This is a genomic window from Mesorhizobium sp. Arg314 (assembly GCF_053714275.1).
Window position 1 is genome coordinate 203380 of the sequence record NZ_JBSKBP010000002.1, and the last position, 13401, is coordinate 216780.

At 63.8% G+C, this 13401-nt stretch carries 15 protein-coding genes; 4 read left to right on the top strand and 11 right to left on the bottom strand.

From position 1 onward, the window contains the following. Positions 1 to 28: 28 nt before the first annotated feature. The 7 genes from ACWGS9_RS03025 to ACWGS9_RS03055 form a co-directional block, all read right to left on the bottom strand. The gene (locus ACWGS9_RS03025) at positions 29 to 487 is read right to left on the bottom strand and encodes a GNAT family N-acetyltransferase (protein WP_454503821.1); all 459 of its coding nucleotides are present in this window, start codon (positions 485 to 487) and stop codon (positions 29 to 31) included. Beyond that, positions 484 to 897, bottom strand: a complete 414-nt coding sequence (locus tag ACWGS9_RS03030) for a DUF302 domain-containing protein (protein WP_454503967.1) — start codon at positions 895 to 897, stop codon at positions 484 to 486. Before ACWGS9_RS03030 ends, ACWGS9_RS03025 begins: the two co-directional genes overlap by 4 nt. Then, positions 897 to 3818: an excinuclease ABC subunit UvrA gene (gene uvrA, locus ACWGS9_RS03035; protein WP_454503822.1), complete on the bottom strand. Its 2922-nt coding sequence runs from the start codon at positions 3816 to 3818 to the stop codon at positions 897 to 899. Before uvrA ends, ACWGS9_RS03030 begins: the two co-directional genes overlap by 1 nt. A 1022-nt stretch (positions 3819 to 4840) precedes the next feature. Continuing rightward, positions 4841 to 5158, bottom strand: coding sequence for a hypothetical protein (locus tag ACWGS9_RS03040; RefSeq protein ID WP_454503823.1), 318 nt, complete (start codon positions 5156 to 5158; stop codon positions 4841 to 4843). A 41-nt stretch (positions 5159 to 5199) separates the two neighbouring features. Beyond that, complete coding sequence (locus tag ACWGS9_RS03045) at positions 5200 to 5805, bottom strand: ATP-dependent Clp protease proteolytic subunit (RefSeq protein WP_454503824.1); 606 nt, start codon at positions 5803 to 5805, stop codon at positions 5200 to 5202. Between the two features lie 26 nt (positions 5806 to 5831). Further along, the gene (locus ACWGS9_RS03050; protein WP_454503825.1) at positions 5832 to 6335 is read right to left on the bottom strand and encodes an SRPBCC family protein; all 504 of its coding nucleotides are present in this window, start codon (positions 6333 to 6335) and stop codon (positions 5832 to 5834) included. Beyond that, entirely contained in the window at positions 6332 to 6646 is a 315-nt protein-coding gene (locus tag ACWGS9_RS03055; protein WP_454503826.1) for an ArsR/SmtB family transcription factor, read from the bottom strand. The genes ACWGS9_RS03050 and ACWGS9_RS03055 overlap by 4 nt, the downstream gene beginning before the upstream one ends. Before the next feature lie 236 nt (positions 6647 to 6882). On the opposite strand from ACWGS9_RS03055, the gene ACWGS9_RS03060 reads away from it, so the two are divergent. The 3 genes from ACWGS9_RS03060 (at position 6883) to ACWGS9_RS03070 (ending at position 8384) form a co-directional block, all read left to right on the top strand. Further along, positions 6883 to 7407, top strand: a complete 525-nt coding sequence (locus ACWGS9_RS03060) for a single-stranded DNA-binding protein (RefSeq protein WP_454503827.1) — start codon at positions 6883 to 6885, stop codon at positions 7405 to 7407. A 122-nt stretch (positions 7408 to 7529) separates the two neighbouring features. Next, on the top strand, positions 7530 to 7928 hold the full coding sequence (locus ACWGS9_RS03065; RefSeq protein WP_454503828.1) for a DUF2306 domain-containing protein: 399 nt from the start codon (positions 7530 to 7532) through the stop codon (positions 7926 to 7928). Between the two features lie 30 nt (positions 7929 to 7958). Continuing rightward, positions 7959 to 8384, top strand: coding sequence for an OsmC family protein (locus ACWGS9_RS03070; protein WP_454503829.1), 426 nt, complete (start codon positions 7959 to 7961; stop codon positions 8382 to 8384). A gap of 74 nt (positions 8385 to 8458) precedes the next feature. On the opposite strand, the gene ACWGS9_RS03075 is transcribed toward ACWGS9_RS03070, so the two are convergent. Beyond that, positions 8459 to 9088: a MarC family protein gene (locus ACWGS9_RS03075; protein WP_454503968.1), complete on the bottom strand. Its 630-nt coding sequence runs from the start codon at positions 9086 to 9088 to the stop codon at positions 8459 to 8461. Between the two features lie 354 nt (positions 9089 to 9442). Beyond that, positions 9443 to 9973 (bottom strand): hypothetical protein, encoded by a 531-nt coding sequence (locus ACWGS9_RS03080; RefSeq protein WP_454503830.1) that lies wholly within the window; start codon positions 9971 to 9973, stop codon positions 9443 to 9445. A gap of 85 nt (positions 9974 to 10058) precedes the next feature. Between ACWGS9_RS03080 and ACWGS9_RS03085 the strand changes: the two genes are divergently transcribed. After that, positions 10059 to 10883: a helix-turn-helix transcriptional regulator gene (locus tag ACWGS9_RS03085; protein WP_454503831.1), complete on the top strand. Its 825-nt coding sequence runs from the start codon at positions 10059 to 10061 to the stop codon at positions 10881 to 10883. A gap of 26 nt (positions 10884 to 10909) precedes the next feature. Here ACWGS9_RS03085 and ACWGS9_RS03090 read toward each other — a convergent pair whose 3' ends face one another. Next, positions 10910 to 11533, bottom strand: coding sequence for a ParB-like protein (locus ACWGS9_RS03090; protein ID WP_454503832.1), 624 nt, complete (start codon positions 11531 to 11533; stop codon positions 10910 to 10912). Next, positions 11530 to 13260: a SulP family inorganic anion transporter gene (locus ACWGS9_RS03095; RefSeq protein ID WP_454503833.1), complete on the bottom strand. Its 1731-nt coding sequence runs from the start codon at positions 13258 to 13260 to the stop codon at positions 11530 to 11532. The genes ACWGS9_RS03090 and ACWGS9_RS03095 overlap by 4 nt, the downstream gene beginning before the upstream one ends. Positions 13261 to 13401: the final 141 nt, after the last annotated feature.

A 13401-nucleotide genomic window follows, 5' to 3' on the forward strand; every position in this document is an offset into this window, starting at 1 on the left:
ATCTTCCTCCTCCGCGTTTCAAATTCGATCAGGCCGCTTTGTCGACCGGCTTCACCATATCGACCAATATCCACCCTGGCCGGTATGGGTTGGCACGGCGACCCGTTTCCCGATAGCCGTAAGCCGAATAGAGCGCGATGTTCCGCTCCATAAGCGAATTGGTGTAGAGCCGCACTTCGGCCAAGCCCCATGTCCGCGCCTGTTCGTTGGCGAAATCGAGCAGCTTGATGCCGAGCTTCCTGCCCTGGAAAGCCGGTGCGACGGCGACGCTGAAGATCAAGGCGTGGCCGGGGTGCCGTTCGAGAACGATCAGCCCGGCGAGTTCCGCGCCTTCTTCCAGCAGCCAGACCTCGCCTTGCTCGATGCGTGGCGCATAATCCTCGGTGACCGGGATCGGCGGTGCGTCGAGCAAGGCGGTGTAGGGCGCGTAGGCTTCGGTGGTGAGTGCGATGATGGCGCTGAGGTCTTCAGTGGAAGCCAACTTCATGCGGGATGCTCCACTCCAGCGGCGGCCGCTACAACCTTTTTCATGCCTGCCGCAATCGCCGCGACGGCATCGCGGCTGGCATCGCCAAGCCCATGCCGTTGAGCAAGCCAATGCGCGTCGTTGTAGGACAGCCAGACCTTGCCTTGCTCATCCTCCCAGGCCAGCGCCTTGATCGGCAGGTCGATGCCGGCCAACTGGCGATCCTGCATCAACGGTGTGCCGCCCTTAGGGTGACCGAAGATCAGCAATTCCGTTGGCCTTAGCGCAGCACCGACCTCGCGTGCGCCGGCGGCGTGGTCGATGCGCGCGAAGACGCAAAGCCCGGCACGCACGACCGTCTGAGCTAGCCGGTCAATGGTTTCGGCGACGCCAAAACGGCTTTCGACGGAGACGAGGCCGTTTTCCGTCATCACTCGGCCGCTTCGCGTTTGCCTCCGGGGCGCCGATCCAGAAGCTCCTTCAGGAACCGGCCGGTATAGCTGCGCTTCTCGCGCACGATCGCTTCCGGCGTGCCGGAGGCGACCAGCTCGCCGCCGCCATCGCCGCCCTCGGGGCCGAGGTCGAGCACCCAGTCGGCGGTTTTTATCACCTCGAGATTGTGCTCGATGACCACCACCGTGTTGCCCTGGTCGACCAGCTCATGCAGCACTTCCAGGAGTTTGGCGACGTCGTGGAAGTGCAGGCCTGTCGTCGGCTCGTCGAGGATGTAGAGCGTCTTGCCGGTCGCCTTGCGCGACAGTTCCTTGGCAAGCTTGATGCGCTGCGCCTCGCCGCCCGAGAGCGTCGTCGCCTGCTGGCCGATATGGATGTAGCCGAGGCCGACCTGTTTCAGCGTCTCCAGCTTGTCGCGCACGCCGGGCACGGCGGCGAAGAAGTCGACGCCTTCCTCGACCGTCATGTCCAGCACGTCGGCGATCGACTTGCCCTTGAACAGCACGTCGAGCGTCTCGCGGTTGTAGCGCTTGCCGTGGCAGACGTCGCAAGTGACGTAGACGTCGGGCAGGAAGTGCATCTCGATCTTGATGACGCCGTCGCCCTGGCACGCCTCGCAGCGGCCACCCTTGACGTTGAAGGAGAAGCGGCCCGGCTGGTAGCCGCGCGCCTTGGCTTCGGGAAGGCCCGCAAACCAGTCGCGGATCGGCGTGAAGGCTCCGGTATAGGTGGCCGGGTTGCTGCGCGGGGTTCGACCAATCGGCGACTGGTCGATATCGATGACCTTGTCGAGGAATTCCAGTCCCTCGATGCGATCATGTTCGGCCGGATGCTCGCGCGAGCCCATGATGCGGCGCGAGGCCGCCTTGAACAGCGTCTCGATCAGGAAGGTCGACTTGCCGCCGCCGGACACGCCGGTGACCGCGGTGAAGGTGCCGAGCGGGATCTCCGCCGTCACGTTCTTCAGATTGTTGCCGCGCGCGCCGACGACCTTGATGCGCCGGTTCTTCTTCGCTTCGCGACGCTCCGCGGGCGTCATCACTTCGAGCTCGCCCGACAGGTATTTGCCGGTGATCGAATTGGGATTGGCCATCACCTGCTGCGGCGTGCCTTGGGCGATGATCTCGCCGCCATGGATGCCGGCGGCCGGACCCATGTCGACGACATAGTCGGCATGCAGGATGGCGTCCTCGTCGTGCTCGACGACAATCACCGTGTTGCCGATATCGCGCAGGTGCTTCAGCGTGTCGAGCAGGCGCGTATTGTCCCGCTGGTGCAGGCCGATCGATGGTTCGTCGAGCACATAGAGCACGCCGGTGAGGCCGGAGCCGATCTGCGAGGCGAGCCGGATGCGCTGGCTTTCGCCGCCGGACAGCGTGCCGGAATTGCGCGACAGTGTCAGATAGTCGAGGCCGACATCGTTCAGGAAGCGCAGCCGCTCGCGGATTTCCTTGAGCACGCGAACCGCGATCTCGTTCTGCTTGTCGTTGAGCTGCGCCGGCAGGTCGGTGAACCACTGGTCGGCCTTGCGGATCGACAGCTCGGTGACTTCGCCGATATGTTTTCCGGCGATCTTCACCGCCAGCGCCTCCGGCTTCAGCCGGTAGCCGTTGCAGGCGGGGCAGGGGGTGGCCGACATGAAGCGCTCGATCTCCTCGCGCATCCAGGCCGATTCCGTTTCCTTCCAGCGCCGGTCGAGATTGGGGATGACGCCCTCAAACGTCTTGGTGGTCTTGTAGGAGCGCAGGCCGTCATCATACTGGAACGTGATCTCGCGCTCGCCGGTGCCATGCAGCACGGCTTTCTGCGCCTCGACGCCCAGGTCCTTGAACTTGTCGCCGAGCTTGAAGCCATAGGCCTTGCCGAGCGCTTCCAGCGTCTGCGCGTAATAAGGCGAGGTCGACTTCGCCCACGGGCTGATGGCGCCGTCGCGCAGCGAGACGTTCTCGTCCGGCACGACGAGGTTGGGATCGATGGCGCGCTGGCTGCCGAGGCCATCGCAGGTCGGGCAGGCGCCGAACGGGTTGTTGAAGGAGAACAGCCTGGGTTCGATCTCGGGAATGGTGAAGCCGGACACCGGGCAGGCGAATTTCTCCGAGAACAGGATGCGCTCATGCGTCTCGTTCTTCGACTTGTTGACGGAATCCTCGCCGGTGAGGCTGGCGTCGAGCGGCCGGTCGGCGAACTCCGCCACGGCAAGGCCTTCGGCGAGCTTCAGCGCGGTCTCCATCGAGTCCGCGAGCCGGGTCGCCAGATCGCCGCGCACGATGATGCGGTCGACGACCACGTCGATGTCGTGCTTGTACTTCTTGTCGAGCGCCGGCACGTCGGCGATCTCGTAGAAGACGCCGTCGACCTTGACGCGCTGAAAACCCTTCTTCTGCAGCTCCAGCAATTCCTTGCGGTATTCGCCCTTGCGGCCGCGCACGATCGGCGCCAGCAGATAGAGACGCGTGCCTTCCTCCAGCGCCAGCACGCGGTCGACCATCTGGCTGACTGTCTGGCTCTCGATCGGCAGGCCGGTGGCCGGCGAATAGGGAATGCCGACACGCGCGAACAGCAGGCGCATGTAATCGTAGATTTCGGTGACCGTGCCGACCGTCGAGCGCGGGTTCTTCGAGGTGGTTTTCTGCTCGATGGAGATAGCGGGCGACAGGCCGTCGATCTGGTCGACGTCCGGCTTCTGCATCATCTCGAGAAACTGGCGGGCATAAGCCGAGAGGCTTTCGACATAGCGGCGCTGGCCCTCGGCATAGATGGTGTCGAAGGCGAGCGACGACTTGCCGGATCCCGACAGGCCGGTCATCACGATCAGGCTGTCGCGCGGCAGGTCGAGATCGACGTTCTTGAGATTGTGTTCGCGCGCCCCGCGAATGGAAAGGTATTTATGGTCGGCCATCGCCGGTCGCCGCCTCAGATCTGGAATTTGCTGGATTGGGCGGGTTTGTCCCGGCCATCCCCTATGTAGGTATTTTCATTGCCACGTCGAGAGACGCCACAATTCCCGACAAAAGCCTTTAACCGTCTTTCGCGCGAGCGGGCAAGCGGAAAGAACAAAGACCGAACACGCTCCTGACAAAGCGTTGTGGAAACAATCGCTATGGGCGTTGTGAAGCAATCGCCATAAGCGTTGTGAGACAGATGCCATCGATGCCCGCCTCTTTGATCCACAGAAGCGCTGGACTTACCTGCACGTAACCTGCAGCGATCACATTTTTCGGTAACCGGCTATTCAACGGTTGACGTCGCGGACCCAGAGGGGCAGTCTCAAAGGCGTCAACGAAGCCGGCCGTCTTTCGATGGCCTCGCCGCCCAACCGGCGGCCTGCGAGACGCCGCAGGCGATAGCGATTTGCGCTTCGAACGACATTGTCGCAACGGACCCAGGAGCGGAGCATGACGCCACCGGACAGTCCCTTGAGGCTCCACACCGAGATGGAGCCGCGGCGGGCATAAGTGCCAGGGCAGACTTGAAACGCCGGCCCGACAAACCGTGACTTGCCGATTCCCAACAATCAGAGACCGTAGTCGGATCGTCGGCTGAATGCCGCGGTGCATCCGAAACAGAACGCCGGCAGTCCACTCCCGGCTAAAATTGGATTTCAGATCCATGAAAGCCCCGTCCACCTGCGGAAGCAGTGGCGGGGCTTACATTTTTTGCGATCCTGCTTTGTTCACAAACGTGGGGAATTGGCGAGAAGCCTCCGAAGGTCGTCATCCTTGGGCGGGCGTAGCGACGCGAAGCGGAGCGAAGACCCAAGGATCCATGCCGTTACCTCAGCCGAGGAATGCAGCGGAGCAGAATTCTGCACCGTGGCGGCGCGTTGAAGTCACGGCATGGATTCCAGGGTCTGCGCGCGTCGCTTCGCTCCTTGCTTCGCCAGGAATGACGAATACGCGCTTTCAGTCGATCGCCACTAAATCAGTGGTTCGGGATCCGGGTGCCACCCGTCCCCATGTCGACGGTGATGCTGCCGCCGATCCTGACATCGGTGTTGCCGATCTTGAAGGTGCCGTCGCTGCCGGCCGGCTGCGCGTCGTCCGGTTCCGGCTGCGGCGCCGGCTTGGCGATGCGGTAGTCGCCGCTGACGCCGGGCAGTTTTTGGACCGAGCTGTCATCGGCAGATGCGGTGCCGGCCATCAGCGCCCCGCCCAGCGCGACGAGGGCAACGCATAGATGTCTGGACTGCAACAGCTTGGTCATGCGCGAACTATAGAAGCGCGGCTTCAGCGATGCCATACGCGCGGCAATCAAATTGCCGCGCGTCCGGCCCTAAGAGGTCAGGCCGCCTTCTTGCGCGTGTCGTAGACGTGGTCGACGAGGCCCCATTCCTTCGCTTCCGCGGCGCTCATGAAATAGTCGCGGTCGAGCGTGCGCTCGACCTCCTCGTAGCTGCGGCCGCAGTGTTTGGCGTAAAGCTCGGTCATATGCTGCTTGGTGCGCACGATGTCTTCGGCGTGGCGCTGGATGTCGGAGGCCTGGCCCTGGAAGCCGCCAAGCGGCTGATGCAGCACGATCCTTGTGTTGGGCAGCGCGATCCGCCGCCCCGGCGCGCCGGCCATCAAAAGGAAGGAGGCCATCGAGGCGGCGAAGCCCATGCACACCGTCGAGACCGGGCAGGAGATGTACTGCATGGTGTCGTAGATGGCGAAGCCGCTGGTCACCATGCCGCCCGGCGAGTTGATGTAGAGCGAGATCTCCTTGTCGGGATGGTCCGATTCCAGCGACAGAAGCTGTGCGCAGACCAGCGCCGACACGCTGTCGTTGATTTCGCCGTTGATGAAGACGATGCGCTCGCGCAGCAGCCGCGAAAAAATGTCGAAGGCGCGTTCGCCGCGGCTCGATTGTTCGATGACCATCGGCACCAGATTGGCCAGGGCGCTCATGGCAGGTCTCCTCGGTTTTCCATTGATCAGGCCGCGCGCAGCATCATGGGCGCATTGGCGGCGGTCGGGTTCTTGCGCGAATAAAGCGACAGACCGCAGCCGGCGCCGGCAATGGCGAGGACTGGCTCGGCAACCGGCACGAAGCCGCCATGGACGATTCGCAGATGTGTGCCGCCGGAGGCGGTGCGCGCCAGCGTGAAGGTGACGACGCTGTCGAAGGCGGGGCTGTCGGACGTGGGGCTGTCGGGGGCGGGAAGCCGGCCAGCATCTTTCGCGCCACGCCGCTCGCGCCAGGAATAGCGCAGCAGCTTGCCGGGCTCGGTCTCGATCACCTCGCATTCGATCGGCGTATCCGGTCCGGCAAAGGTAAAGCGGGCGCCGGCTTGCGCCTTCATGTCGTTCGGCATCATCCAGGCGGCGAGCAGTTCCGGCTCTGTCAGTGCCCGCCAGACTTTTTCGGGCGGATCGGCAAGCTCGCATTCGAAGCTGAGCCGCGCCTCGGCCGCTGCCGGGTTTTCTGCTTTGGTCATTGATCCATTCCCTTCAGAACCGTCTTCAACTTCTCGATGCGCTCTGGCCAGAAGGCGCGGTAGCGTTCGACCCAGCCGAGCAGCGGGTCGAGCCCTTGCGGATCGGCGCGATAATAGGCGTTGCGGCCGGCACGCCGCTCGACCACAAGGCCGGCGCCGCGCAGCACGGCAAGGTGTTGCGAGATTGCCGGCTGGGAAACGCTCATGCCGGCGCGCAGCTCGGTCACGGTCATCTCGCTGGCGGTCAGCCGCTCGTAAACGGCGCGTCGCGTCGGGTCGGCCAGGGCGCGGAAAATCTCTGCTTCGATCATGAGTAAAGCATAAGTCGATACTTATTGATTTGGCAAGCAGCTATTTGATCGCCATATCGAAACAGGCGTTCAGGCGCTGCCTTTGCTGACATTCCTTGACAGGAAGGGCGGTTATGATTAGAACGAAAAGAGAACAAAAACCTTGTGGGAAAAGCCAGCCTTTGCGGGCATGAGCGACCCGCAGGCTGTAAGGTGAGCGACTTAAAATTTGTTTCGGATGAGCGCGGAGAAGTAAGATGGCGGGTAGCGTCAACAAGGTCATTCTGGTCGGCAATCTCGGGGCGGACCCTGAAATCCGCCGCCTGAATTCCGGTGATCCGGTCGTCAACATTCGCATCGCCACGTCGGAAAGCTGGCGCGACAAGAACTCGGGCGAGCGCAAGGAAAAGACCGAGTGGCATAACGTCGTCATCTTCAACGACCAACTGGCCAAGGTGGCAGAGCAGTATTTGAAGAAAGGCATGAAGGTCTATGTGGAGGGCCAGCTGCAGACCCGCAAATGGCAGGACCAGACCGGTGCCGACAAATACACGACGGAGGTTGTGCTGCAGAAATTCCGCGGCGAGTTGCAGATGCTCGACGCGCGCGGCGAGGGCGGCGGCGGCCAGGTCGGAAATTATTCCGGCGGCAGCAGTCGCGGCTCGGATTTCGGCCAGTCCGGCCCGAACGAAGGTTTTAGCCGTGGCGGCGGCGGCGGTGGTTCCAAGGGCGGCGGTGGCGGCGGCTCGTCGCGCGAGCTGGACGACGAGATCCCGTTCTAAGTGTAGTTTTTGCGCAATTCCGGACGGAAGGCTACGGCGAAGTCGCCGAGCCTAACCGCTACGCACTTTTCCTGGAATTGCTCTCTAAGCGTCTCGCAATGATCGTTTGAGGGGAAGGCGCGATGTCGCTCGGACCGCTTCTGTCGGCGCCTCCACCCATTCCATGGCATGCATTCGCGGCCTTCGCCGCGCTCGCCGTCGGCGGCGCCCAACTGGCGCTGCCGAAAGGCACCACGCGTCACCGCGTGCTGGGTTACACCTGGGTGGCGCTGATGCTGGTCATCGCCATATCGAGCTTCTGGATCCAGCAGATCCGGCTCGTCGGTCCGTTCAGCCCGATCCATCTCCTGTCGATCCTGGTGCTGTTCACCGTGCCGCTGGCGGCGTGGTATGCGCACACGCATAAGGTGGCCGCGCATCGTGGTGCCATGATCAAGCTCTATCTGTTCGCGCTGGTCGGCGCCGGCATCTTCACGCTGCTGCCCGGTCGGATCATGCACGCCGTCGTGTTCGGCCAATAGGGCGACGGAAACCTCGTAAGGAAGGTCAACGTGAAAGCACGCGTCAAATGGGTTGAGGAACGCACCTTTGTCGGCGAATCCGGCAGCGGCCACAAGGTCGTGCTGGGCACGGCGCATGGGCCGGATGGCCACACGCCCGGACCGAGCCCGATGGAGCTGGTGTTGATCGGCACTGGCGGCTGCTCGGCCTATGACGTCGTGCACATCCTCGAGAAAGGCCGCGAGGCGGTCGAGGATTGCGTGGTCGAGCTCGACGCCGACCGGGCGGAGACCGAGCCGCGGGTCTTCACCCGCATCCATATGCATTTCATCGTCAAGGGCCGTGGGCTGTCACGCGACAAGGTGAAACGGGCGATCGACCTGTCGATCGAGAAATACTGCTCGGCCACCGCGATGATGGCCAAGACGGCAACGGTCACGCACGACTTCGAAGTGGTCGATACGGCGGCGAAGTAGGCAGTAGGCAGTAGGCAGTAGGCAGTAGGCAGTAGGCAGTAGGCAGTAGGGGTGAGTTGCTCGCCGCCGATGAACTAGGCGGCCATCAACGCCCGGACGCCGTCCGCCACGAACTGCACCGCGAGTGCCGCGAGGATCACGCCGAGCAATCGCGTCAGGATCGAGCGCCCCGTCTGGCCGAGGATGCGGTCGATGCGTTCCGACAGCACGAACACCAGATAGGTGATGATCAGGCAGACGAAGATGATGCCGACGAGCGCTGCCTGAGCGGCAAAGCCTTCGAAGTGGCCCGATAGCAGCACGGTTGCCGAAATCGCGCCGGGGCCGGCGATCAGCGGGATCGCCAGCGGGAAGGCGGCGATGTTGTGGATCATGTCCTTGGTGATAGCGACGTCGCCGATCTTTTCCTTGCGGTCCTGGCGGCGCTCGAACACCATTTCGAAGGCGATGAAGAACAGCAGGAAGCCGCCGGCGACGCGGAAGGCCGGCAGCGTGATGCCAAACACCGACAGGATCGAGGCGCCGGCAACCGCAAACAGCGCCATGACCAGGAAGCCGATCACCGAAGCGCGCACCGAGACCTGCTGGCGCTCCTCGCGGTTCATGCCGCGCGTCACGGCGAGGAAAAGCGGCGCCAGCCCCGGCGGGTCGATGGTCACCAGGATGGTGACGAAGGCGTTGAACAGGCTGTCGAAACTCGGCATCGCTGGTCCCCTCCGCTGGGCAAAGCCCAGGCTCTGCAATTGGTAGAGCAAAGCGGGAGCGGTGGAAACTGGTGAGCCGATCTTGTCGTGCACCAGGAATCCTTTGATGCTTGCGGGACAGCACCCCCCTCTGGCCTGCCGGCCATCTCCCCCGCAAGGGGGGAGATCGGCGGTTCCGCCAGCCGTGCCATCTTGTTCATTCGAGATTGGAGATTGGCTTATCGACGTTGGAGATTGGCGAAAGCCGAGGCAACATCCGATCTCCCCCCTTGCGGGGGAGATGGCCGGCAGGCCAGAGGGGGGTGGGAAGGATCGCGGCCGCTCCCATTTTTGCTGCGGCGTTCTGCGATGCGTTCAACTTTCATCCATCCGCCGAGCCAGGAACTCGACCTCCATGCGCCAGGTCTCGCCGCCGTCATGCGAACGCTCGCCAAGCCAGCGGAAAGAGTTCCCGGTGATGCGCGAAAAGCTCCAGCGCACCGACGAGCCGGTGCCGTCGGCGCCGATCTGGACGATCGTATCGTCCTCGGCGCGGCCGAGCTGCCGGCTGTAATACTGCTTGCGCGGGTCGCTCCAGAAAATGTGCCAGGCGTCCGCGGCGGGATCGTAGACGCGCAATGTCGTGCCGTAGAAGGTCCACGGCCCGAGCGAAGTCTGGGCACCAGTGTTCCGCGCGGGCAGGATCCAGACATCCTGCACGGCCCTGCCTTCGAGAACCCAGCCGAAATGCACCTCGCCGCGCCCCGTGAGCCTGGTTCCATCTTTGAGAATGCGTGTGGCGTCGAATGTCCAGGCGCCGATGAAGCGGCCATAGAGCTTCAGTTTTTCGGCAAGACCAGGATTGGGGCCGTCGCTGTGCAGGGCCTCGGTAAAGGGATCGGTCATGGTTGCTGCCTCGCTTGTCAGGAGAGGGCGAGCAATAGGGGCGTGGTAGGGTTCTTCGCTTGGGAAAAATTGCTATCTTTCAGCCATGACGACCGCGCAGAAAACTCTGGCTTCCGGGCATGGCTGGCAGGTATCCGATGTGGTTTGCACGGCAGCCGCCGGCGACAAGCCATTCGAGGAGGAGCATCGCGGCTTTTGCGTTGCGGCGGTGACCAGCGGCACGTTTCGCTATCGCACCCGCCAGGGCACGGCGATGCTGGCGCCGGGCGCCATCCTGCTTGGCAATCCCGGCGCCTGCTACGAATGCGGGCATGAGCATGGCGCCGGCGACCGCTGCCTTTCCTTCCATTTTTCCCCGGCCTATCTGGAGCGCGTGGTGGCTGGATTGCCGGGCGCGAAGCGGCTCGGCTTCGCCGATCCGCGCCTGCCGCCCTTGCCGGCGCTGGCACCCTTGCTGGCAGAGGCGGAGGCGGCACGGGAAACAGGCGACGGGGACGCGTTTGAGGAACTCGGCCTGCGCCTTGCCGGCGCGGTGGTCGCGGCCGCGGCCGGCGCTTTCGGAGCCGCCCTGACACCCAGCCGCCGCGACCAGAAACGCGTCGCCGAGGCGGTGCGCCTGATCGAGCTCAATGCCGAACGGCCAGTGTCGCTGACCGAACTCGCGGACGGCACGGCGACCAGCCCGTATCATTTCCTGCGCACCTTCCGGCAGGTTGCCGGCATGACGCCCTATCAGTTCCTGCTGAGGACGAGGCTGCACCGCGCCGCGGTGCGGCTGCGCGCGTCGAATGCCCCGATCTCGACGATCGCCTTCGATGCCGGCTTCAACGATCTGTCGACCTTCAACCGCCGGTTCCGGCGCGAGATGGGGGCAGCCCCCGGCGCCTATCGCGCCCGCCGCGTTGGCTAACGCGCCGCTGTCAGTCGAATACGCCGTCAATCCGATGTCGGGCCGCACCATCCAGGCAGATAGTCCGCGTCCTTGCTCTTGGCGAGCGCCAAGGCGTCCTTCATCGCCTTGTCGAAGTTCTTCGCAACCGCGTTCCGGTCGATGCGCCGGCGCAGGAAATCCGCCCAGATGAATTCGCTGAACGGCGTCGTGTCCTTGGCGTATCCGCCCAGCCGGCGCAGCTCGCCCGCCACGCTCCGGTAGGGGTCATCGACCAGCTCGCCGATTGTCTTCGGGATCGCCGAGTAATCGCGGCGCCGGCCGTTCTCGTCGAACGGGTGCATCCAGCCGCGATTGTCGAGCACGAAGAGAAACGCATCCTTGTCGAGCGCGGATAGGTCGCTGATCACCGTCACGAGCACGTCCTTGACGCCTTCCTCGAGCAGAGCGCGGGCGAGATGATGATGATCGGTGACGTAGTTGCGGTTTTTGGGGCCGAGCACCACCGGCACCATGTGTCTGCCGAGAAAGGCGCCGGTCTTCTTCTTGGCGTCCTGCTCCCGGATCATCTGGCGCTTCAGCTCAACCTCCCGCATGCCGACCGTTATCTGGGTCGGCCTCAATTCCTCGACGCGGACGGGGGTCACTGTGGGTTCTCGTGGGTCGATCATGGCACGCCATCCTGTTCTTGCTGCTGCGGTTTCCCCGGGCCAAGTGTTTTGATCGCCGCGTCGACGCTGTGGAATATCCGCTGCGTGCCGACGATTTCAGCGATGCCGAACCGCTTCAGCGCCGCCTGGGCGCGGAGCGATTCCATGCGTGCGATAGCGAAGACCGCGCCGTGGTCGTGACAATGGCGGATGGTGTCGATCAGCGCCTGGGCGGCGGTGTAGTCGATCTCGACGATGTTGCTGGCCTCCAGCACCACCAGCTTGACGTCCTCGCTTCTGGCATCGATCAGGTCGGTGAGGCCGCGCTTGAAACGGTCGGCGTTGACGAAGGAAAGCGGCGCCTGGAAGGCCGCCACCAGCACGCCTGGGTGCTGCTCGCCTGCGATGGAATTGCTCGGCGGCCACCAGACCGACGTGCCCGGCACCTGCGCCAGCTCGATCGTCTCCGTGCGCGTCGAGCCCCAGATGCCGTAGAGCAGCGACAGGCCGATACCGATCGCGACGCCGGTTTCGATCGGCAGGACGACGATCGCGATCATGGTGATCAGGATCAGCGCGAACTCGACCGCCGCCTGCCGATAGACCTTGGCGAATACCTGCCAGCGCAGGATATGCTGGGCCACGAACATCAGCACACCGGCAAGGGCGGCCTGCGGCACGTTGGCAAGCAGGCTTCCTCCAAAAGTGCCGAGCACCAGCACGATGGCCGCGGCGATCAGGCCCGACAGCTGCGAACGACCGCCTGTCTGGGCGACGATGGCCGTGCGCGGCGGGCTGGCGTTCACGGCAAAGGCGCCGAACAGTCCGGCTAAGATGCTGCCCGCGCCGACGCCGACGAAATCGCGGTTGACATCGGGCGCCTCGCCATCCTGCGGCGCGAAGGAGCGGCTGGTAGCCGCCGTCTGCACCATGACGACAATGGCGATCAGCAGGGCGAGCGGGACAAGGGCTTGCGCATCCTGAAAGTCGGCGGTCGGCATGCCGGGAGCCGGCAACCCGTTCGGCAAGGCGCCGAGCACCTCGACGCCCCGGTTCTTCAGGTCGAAGGCGATGACCGCAAGCGTTGCCAGCACCATGCCGATCAACGCCGCCGGGATGCGAGGGCTGATACGCTCCGAGACGAAGACGATGGCGAACACGCCAAGCCCGAGCGCCAGGCACCACGGATTGGTGAGGTGGAGACTCGCGGCGATTTCACCGACGCGCCGCACCGTCTCGCCACCTTCCGGCGGCAGGCCGAGCAGACCCGGCAATTGCGAGACGATGATATGGACGGAAATGCCGGCGAGGAAACCGGTCGTGACCGGGACCGAGAGAAGATCGGCAATCCAGCCGAGACGGAAAATGCCGCTGATCGCCACCAGCAACCCCACCATGAGCGCCAGCATTGCCGCCAGCGCCAGATAATGCGGCGAACTGGAGGTGGCGATCAGCGCCAGGCCGCCGGCGAACAATGGCGTGATCGTCGAATCCGCGCCGGCCGACAGGTGGCGGTTGGCGCCGAACAGCGCGAAGCCCACCGATCCGGCGACAAAGGCGAAGAAACCGATCTCCGGCGCGAAGCCGCCGAGGCGCGCCGTCGCCATCTGTTCGGGAATGGCGATCGCCGCGAGCGTGATGCCGGCCGCCAGATCGCCGTTGAGGTCCTTGACGCCCCAGCCGCTCAGCGCCCGCAAAGGCAGCCATGAGGCCAGTTTCAGTGCGCTTGCGGTTTTTGCCCGATCCATCGCCGACCTTGCCGCATGACGGCGAAAACGACCGTGGCCATATCGTCGCAATCAGCGGTATCCATTTGAAATTACCATCAAAATTGTCTCTGGAAAAGTCCGGTCGACATTGGAGTTTCGGCGAGGCTTCCTATATAAGAA

What these genes read in the sequence shown, in the direction of transcription:
- ACWGS9_RS03075 (WP_454503968.1), bottom strand. Translation starts at nt 9,088, where the DNA reads ATGCCGAGTTTCGACAGCCTGTTCAACGCCTTCGTCACCATCCTGGTG.
- ACWGS9_RS03080 (WP_454503830.1), bottom strand. Translation starts at nt 9,973, where the DNA reads ATGACCGATCCCTTTACCGAGGCCCTGCACAGCGACGGCCCCAATCCT.
- ACWGS9_RS03025 (WP_454503821.1), bottom strand. Translation starts at nt 487, where the DNA reads ATGAAGTTGGCTTCCACTGAAGACCTCAGCGCCATCATCGCACTCACC.
- ACWGS9_RS03060 (WP_454503827.1), top strand. Translation starts at nt 6,883, where the DNA reads ATGGCGGGTAGCGTCAACAAGGTCATTCTGGTCGGCAATCTCGGGGCG.
- ACWGS9_RS03095 (WP_454503833.1), bottom strand. Translation starts at nt 13,260, where the DNA reads ATGGATCGGGCAAAAACCGCAAGCGCACTGAAACTGGCCTCATGGCTG.
- ACWGS9_RS03055 (WP_454503826.1), bottom strand. Translation starts at nt 6,646, where the DNA reads ATGATCGAAGCAGAGATTTTCCGCGCCCTGGCCGACCCGACGCGACGC.
- ACWGS9_RS03050 (WP_454503825.1), bottom strand. Translation starts at nt 6,335, where the DNA reads ATGACCAAAGCAGAAAACCCGGCAGCGGCCGAGGCGCGGCTCAGCTTC.
- ACWGS9_RS03085 (WP_454503831.1), top strand. Translation starts at nt 10,059, where the DNA reads ATGACGACCGCGCAGAAAACTCTGGCTTCCGGGCATGGCTGGCAGGTA.
- ACWGS9_RS03065 (WP_454503828.1), top strand. Translation starts at nt 7,530, where the DNA reads ATGTCGCTCGGACCGCTTCTGTCGGCGCCTCCACCCATTCCATGGCAT.
- ACWGS9_RS03045 (WP_454503824.1), bottom strand. Translation starts at nt 5,805, where the DNA reads ATGAGCGCCCTGGCCAATCTGGTGCCGATGGTCATCGAACAATCGAGC.
- uvrA (WP_454503822.1), bottom strand. Translation starts at nt 3,818, where the DNA reads ATGGCCGACCATAAATACCTTTCCATTCGCGGGGCGCGCGAACACAAT.
- ACWGS9_RS03090 (WP_454503832.1), bottom strand. Translation starts at nt 11,533, where the DNA reads ATGATCGACCCACGAGAACCCACAGTGACCCCCGTCCGCGTCGAGGAA.
- ACWGS9_RS03030 (WP_454503967.1), bottom strand. Translation starts at nt 897, where the DNA reads ATGACGGAAAACGGCCTCGTCTCCGTCGAAAGCCGTTTTGGCGTCGCC.
- ACWGS9_RS03040 (WP_454503823.1), bottom strand. Translation starts at nt 5,158, where the DNA reads ATGGCATCGCTGAAGCCGCGCTTCTATAGTTCGCGCATGACCAAGCTG.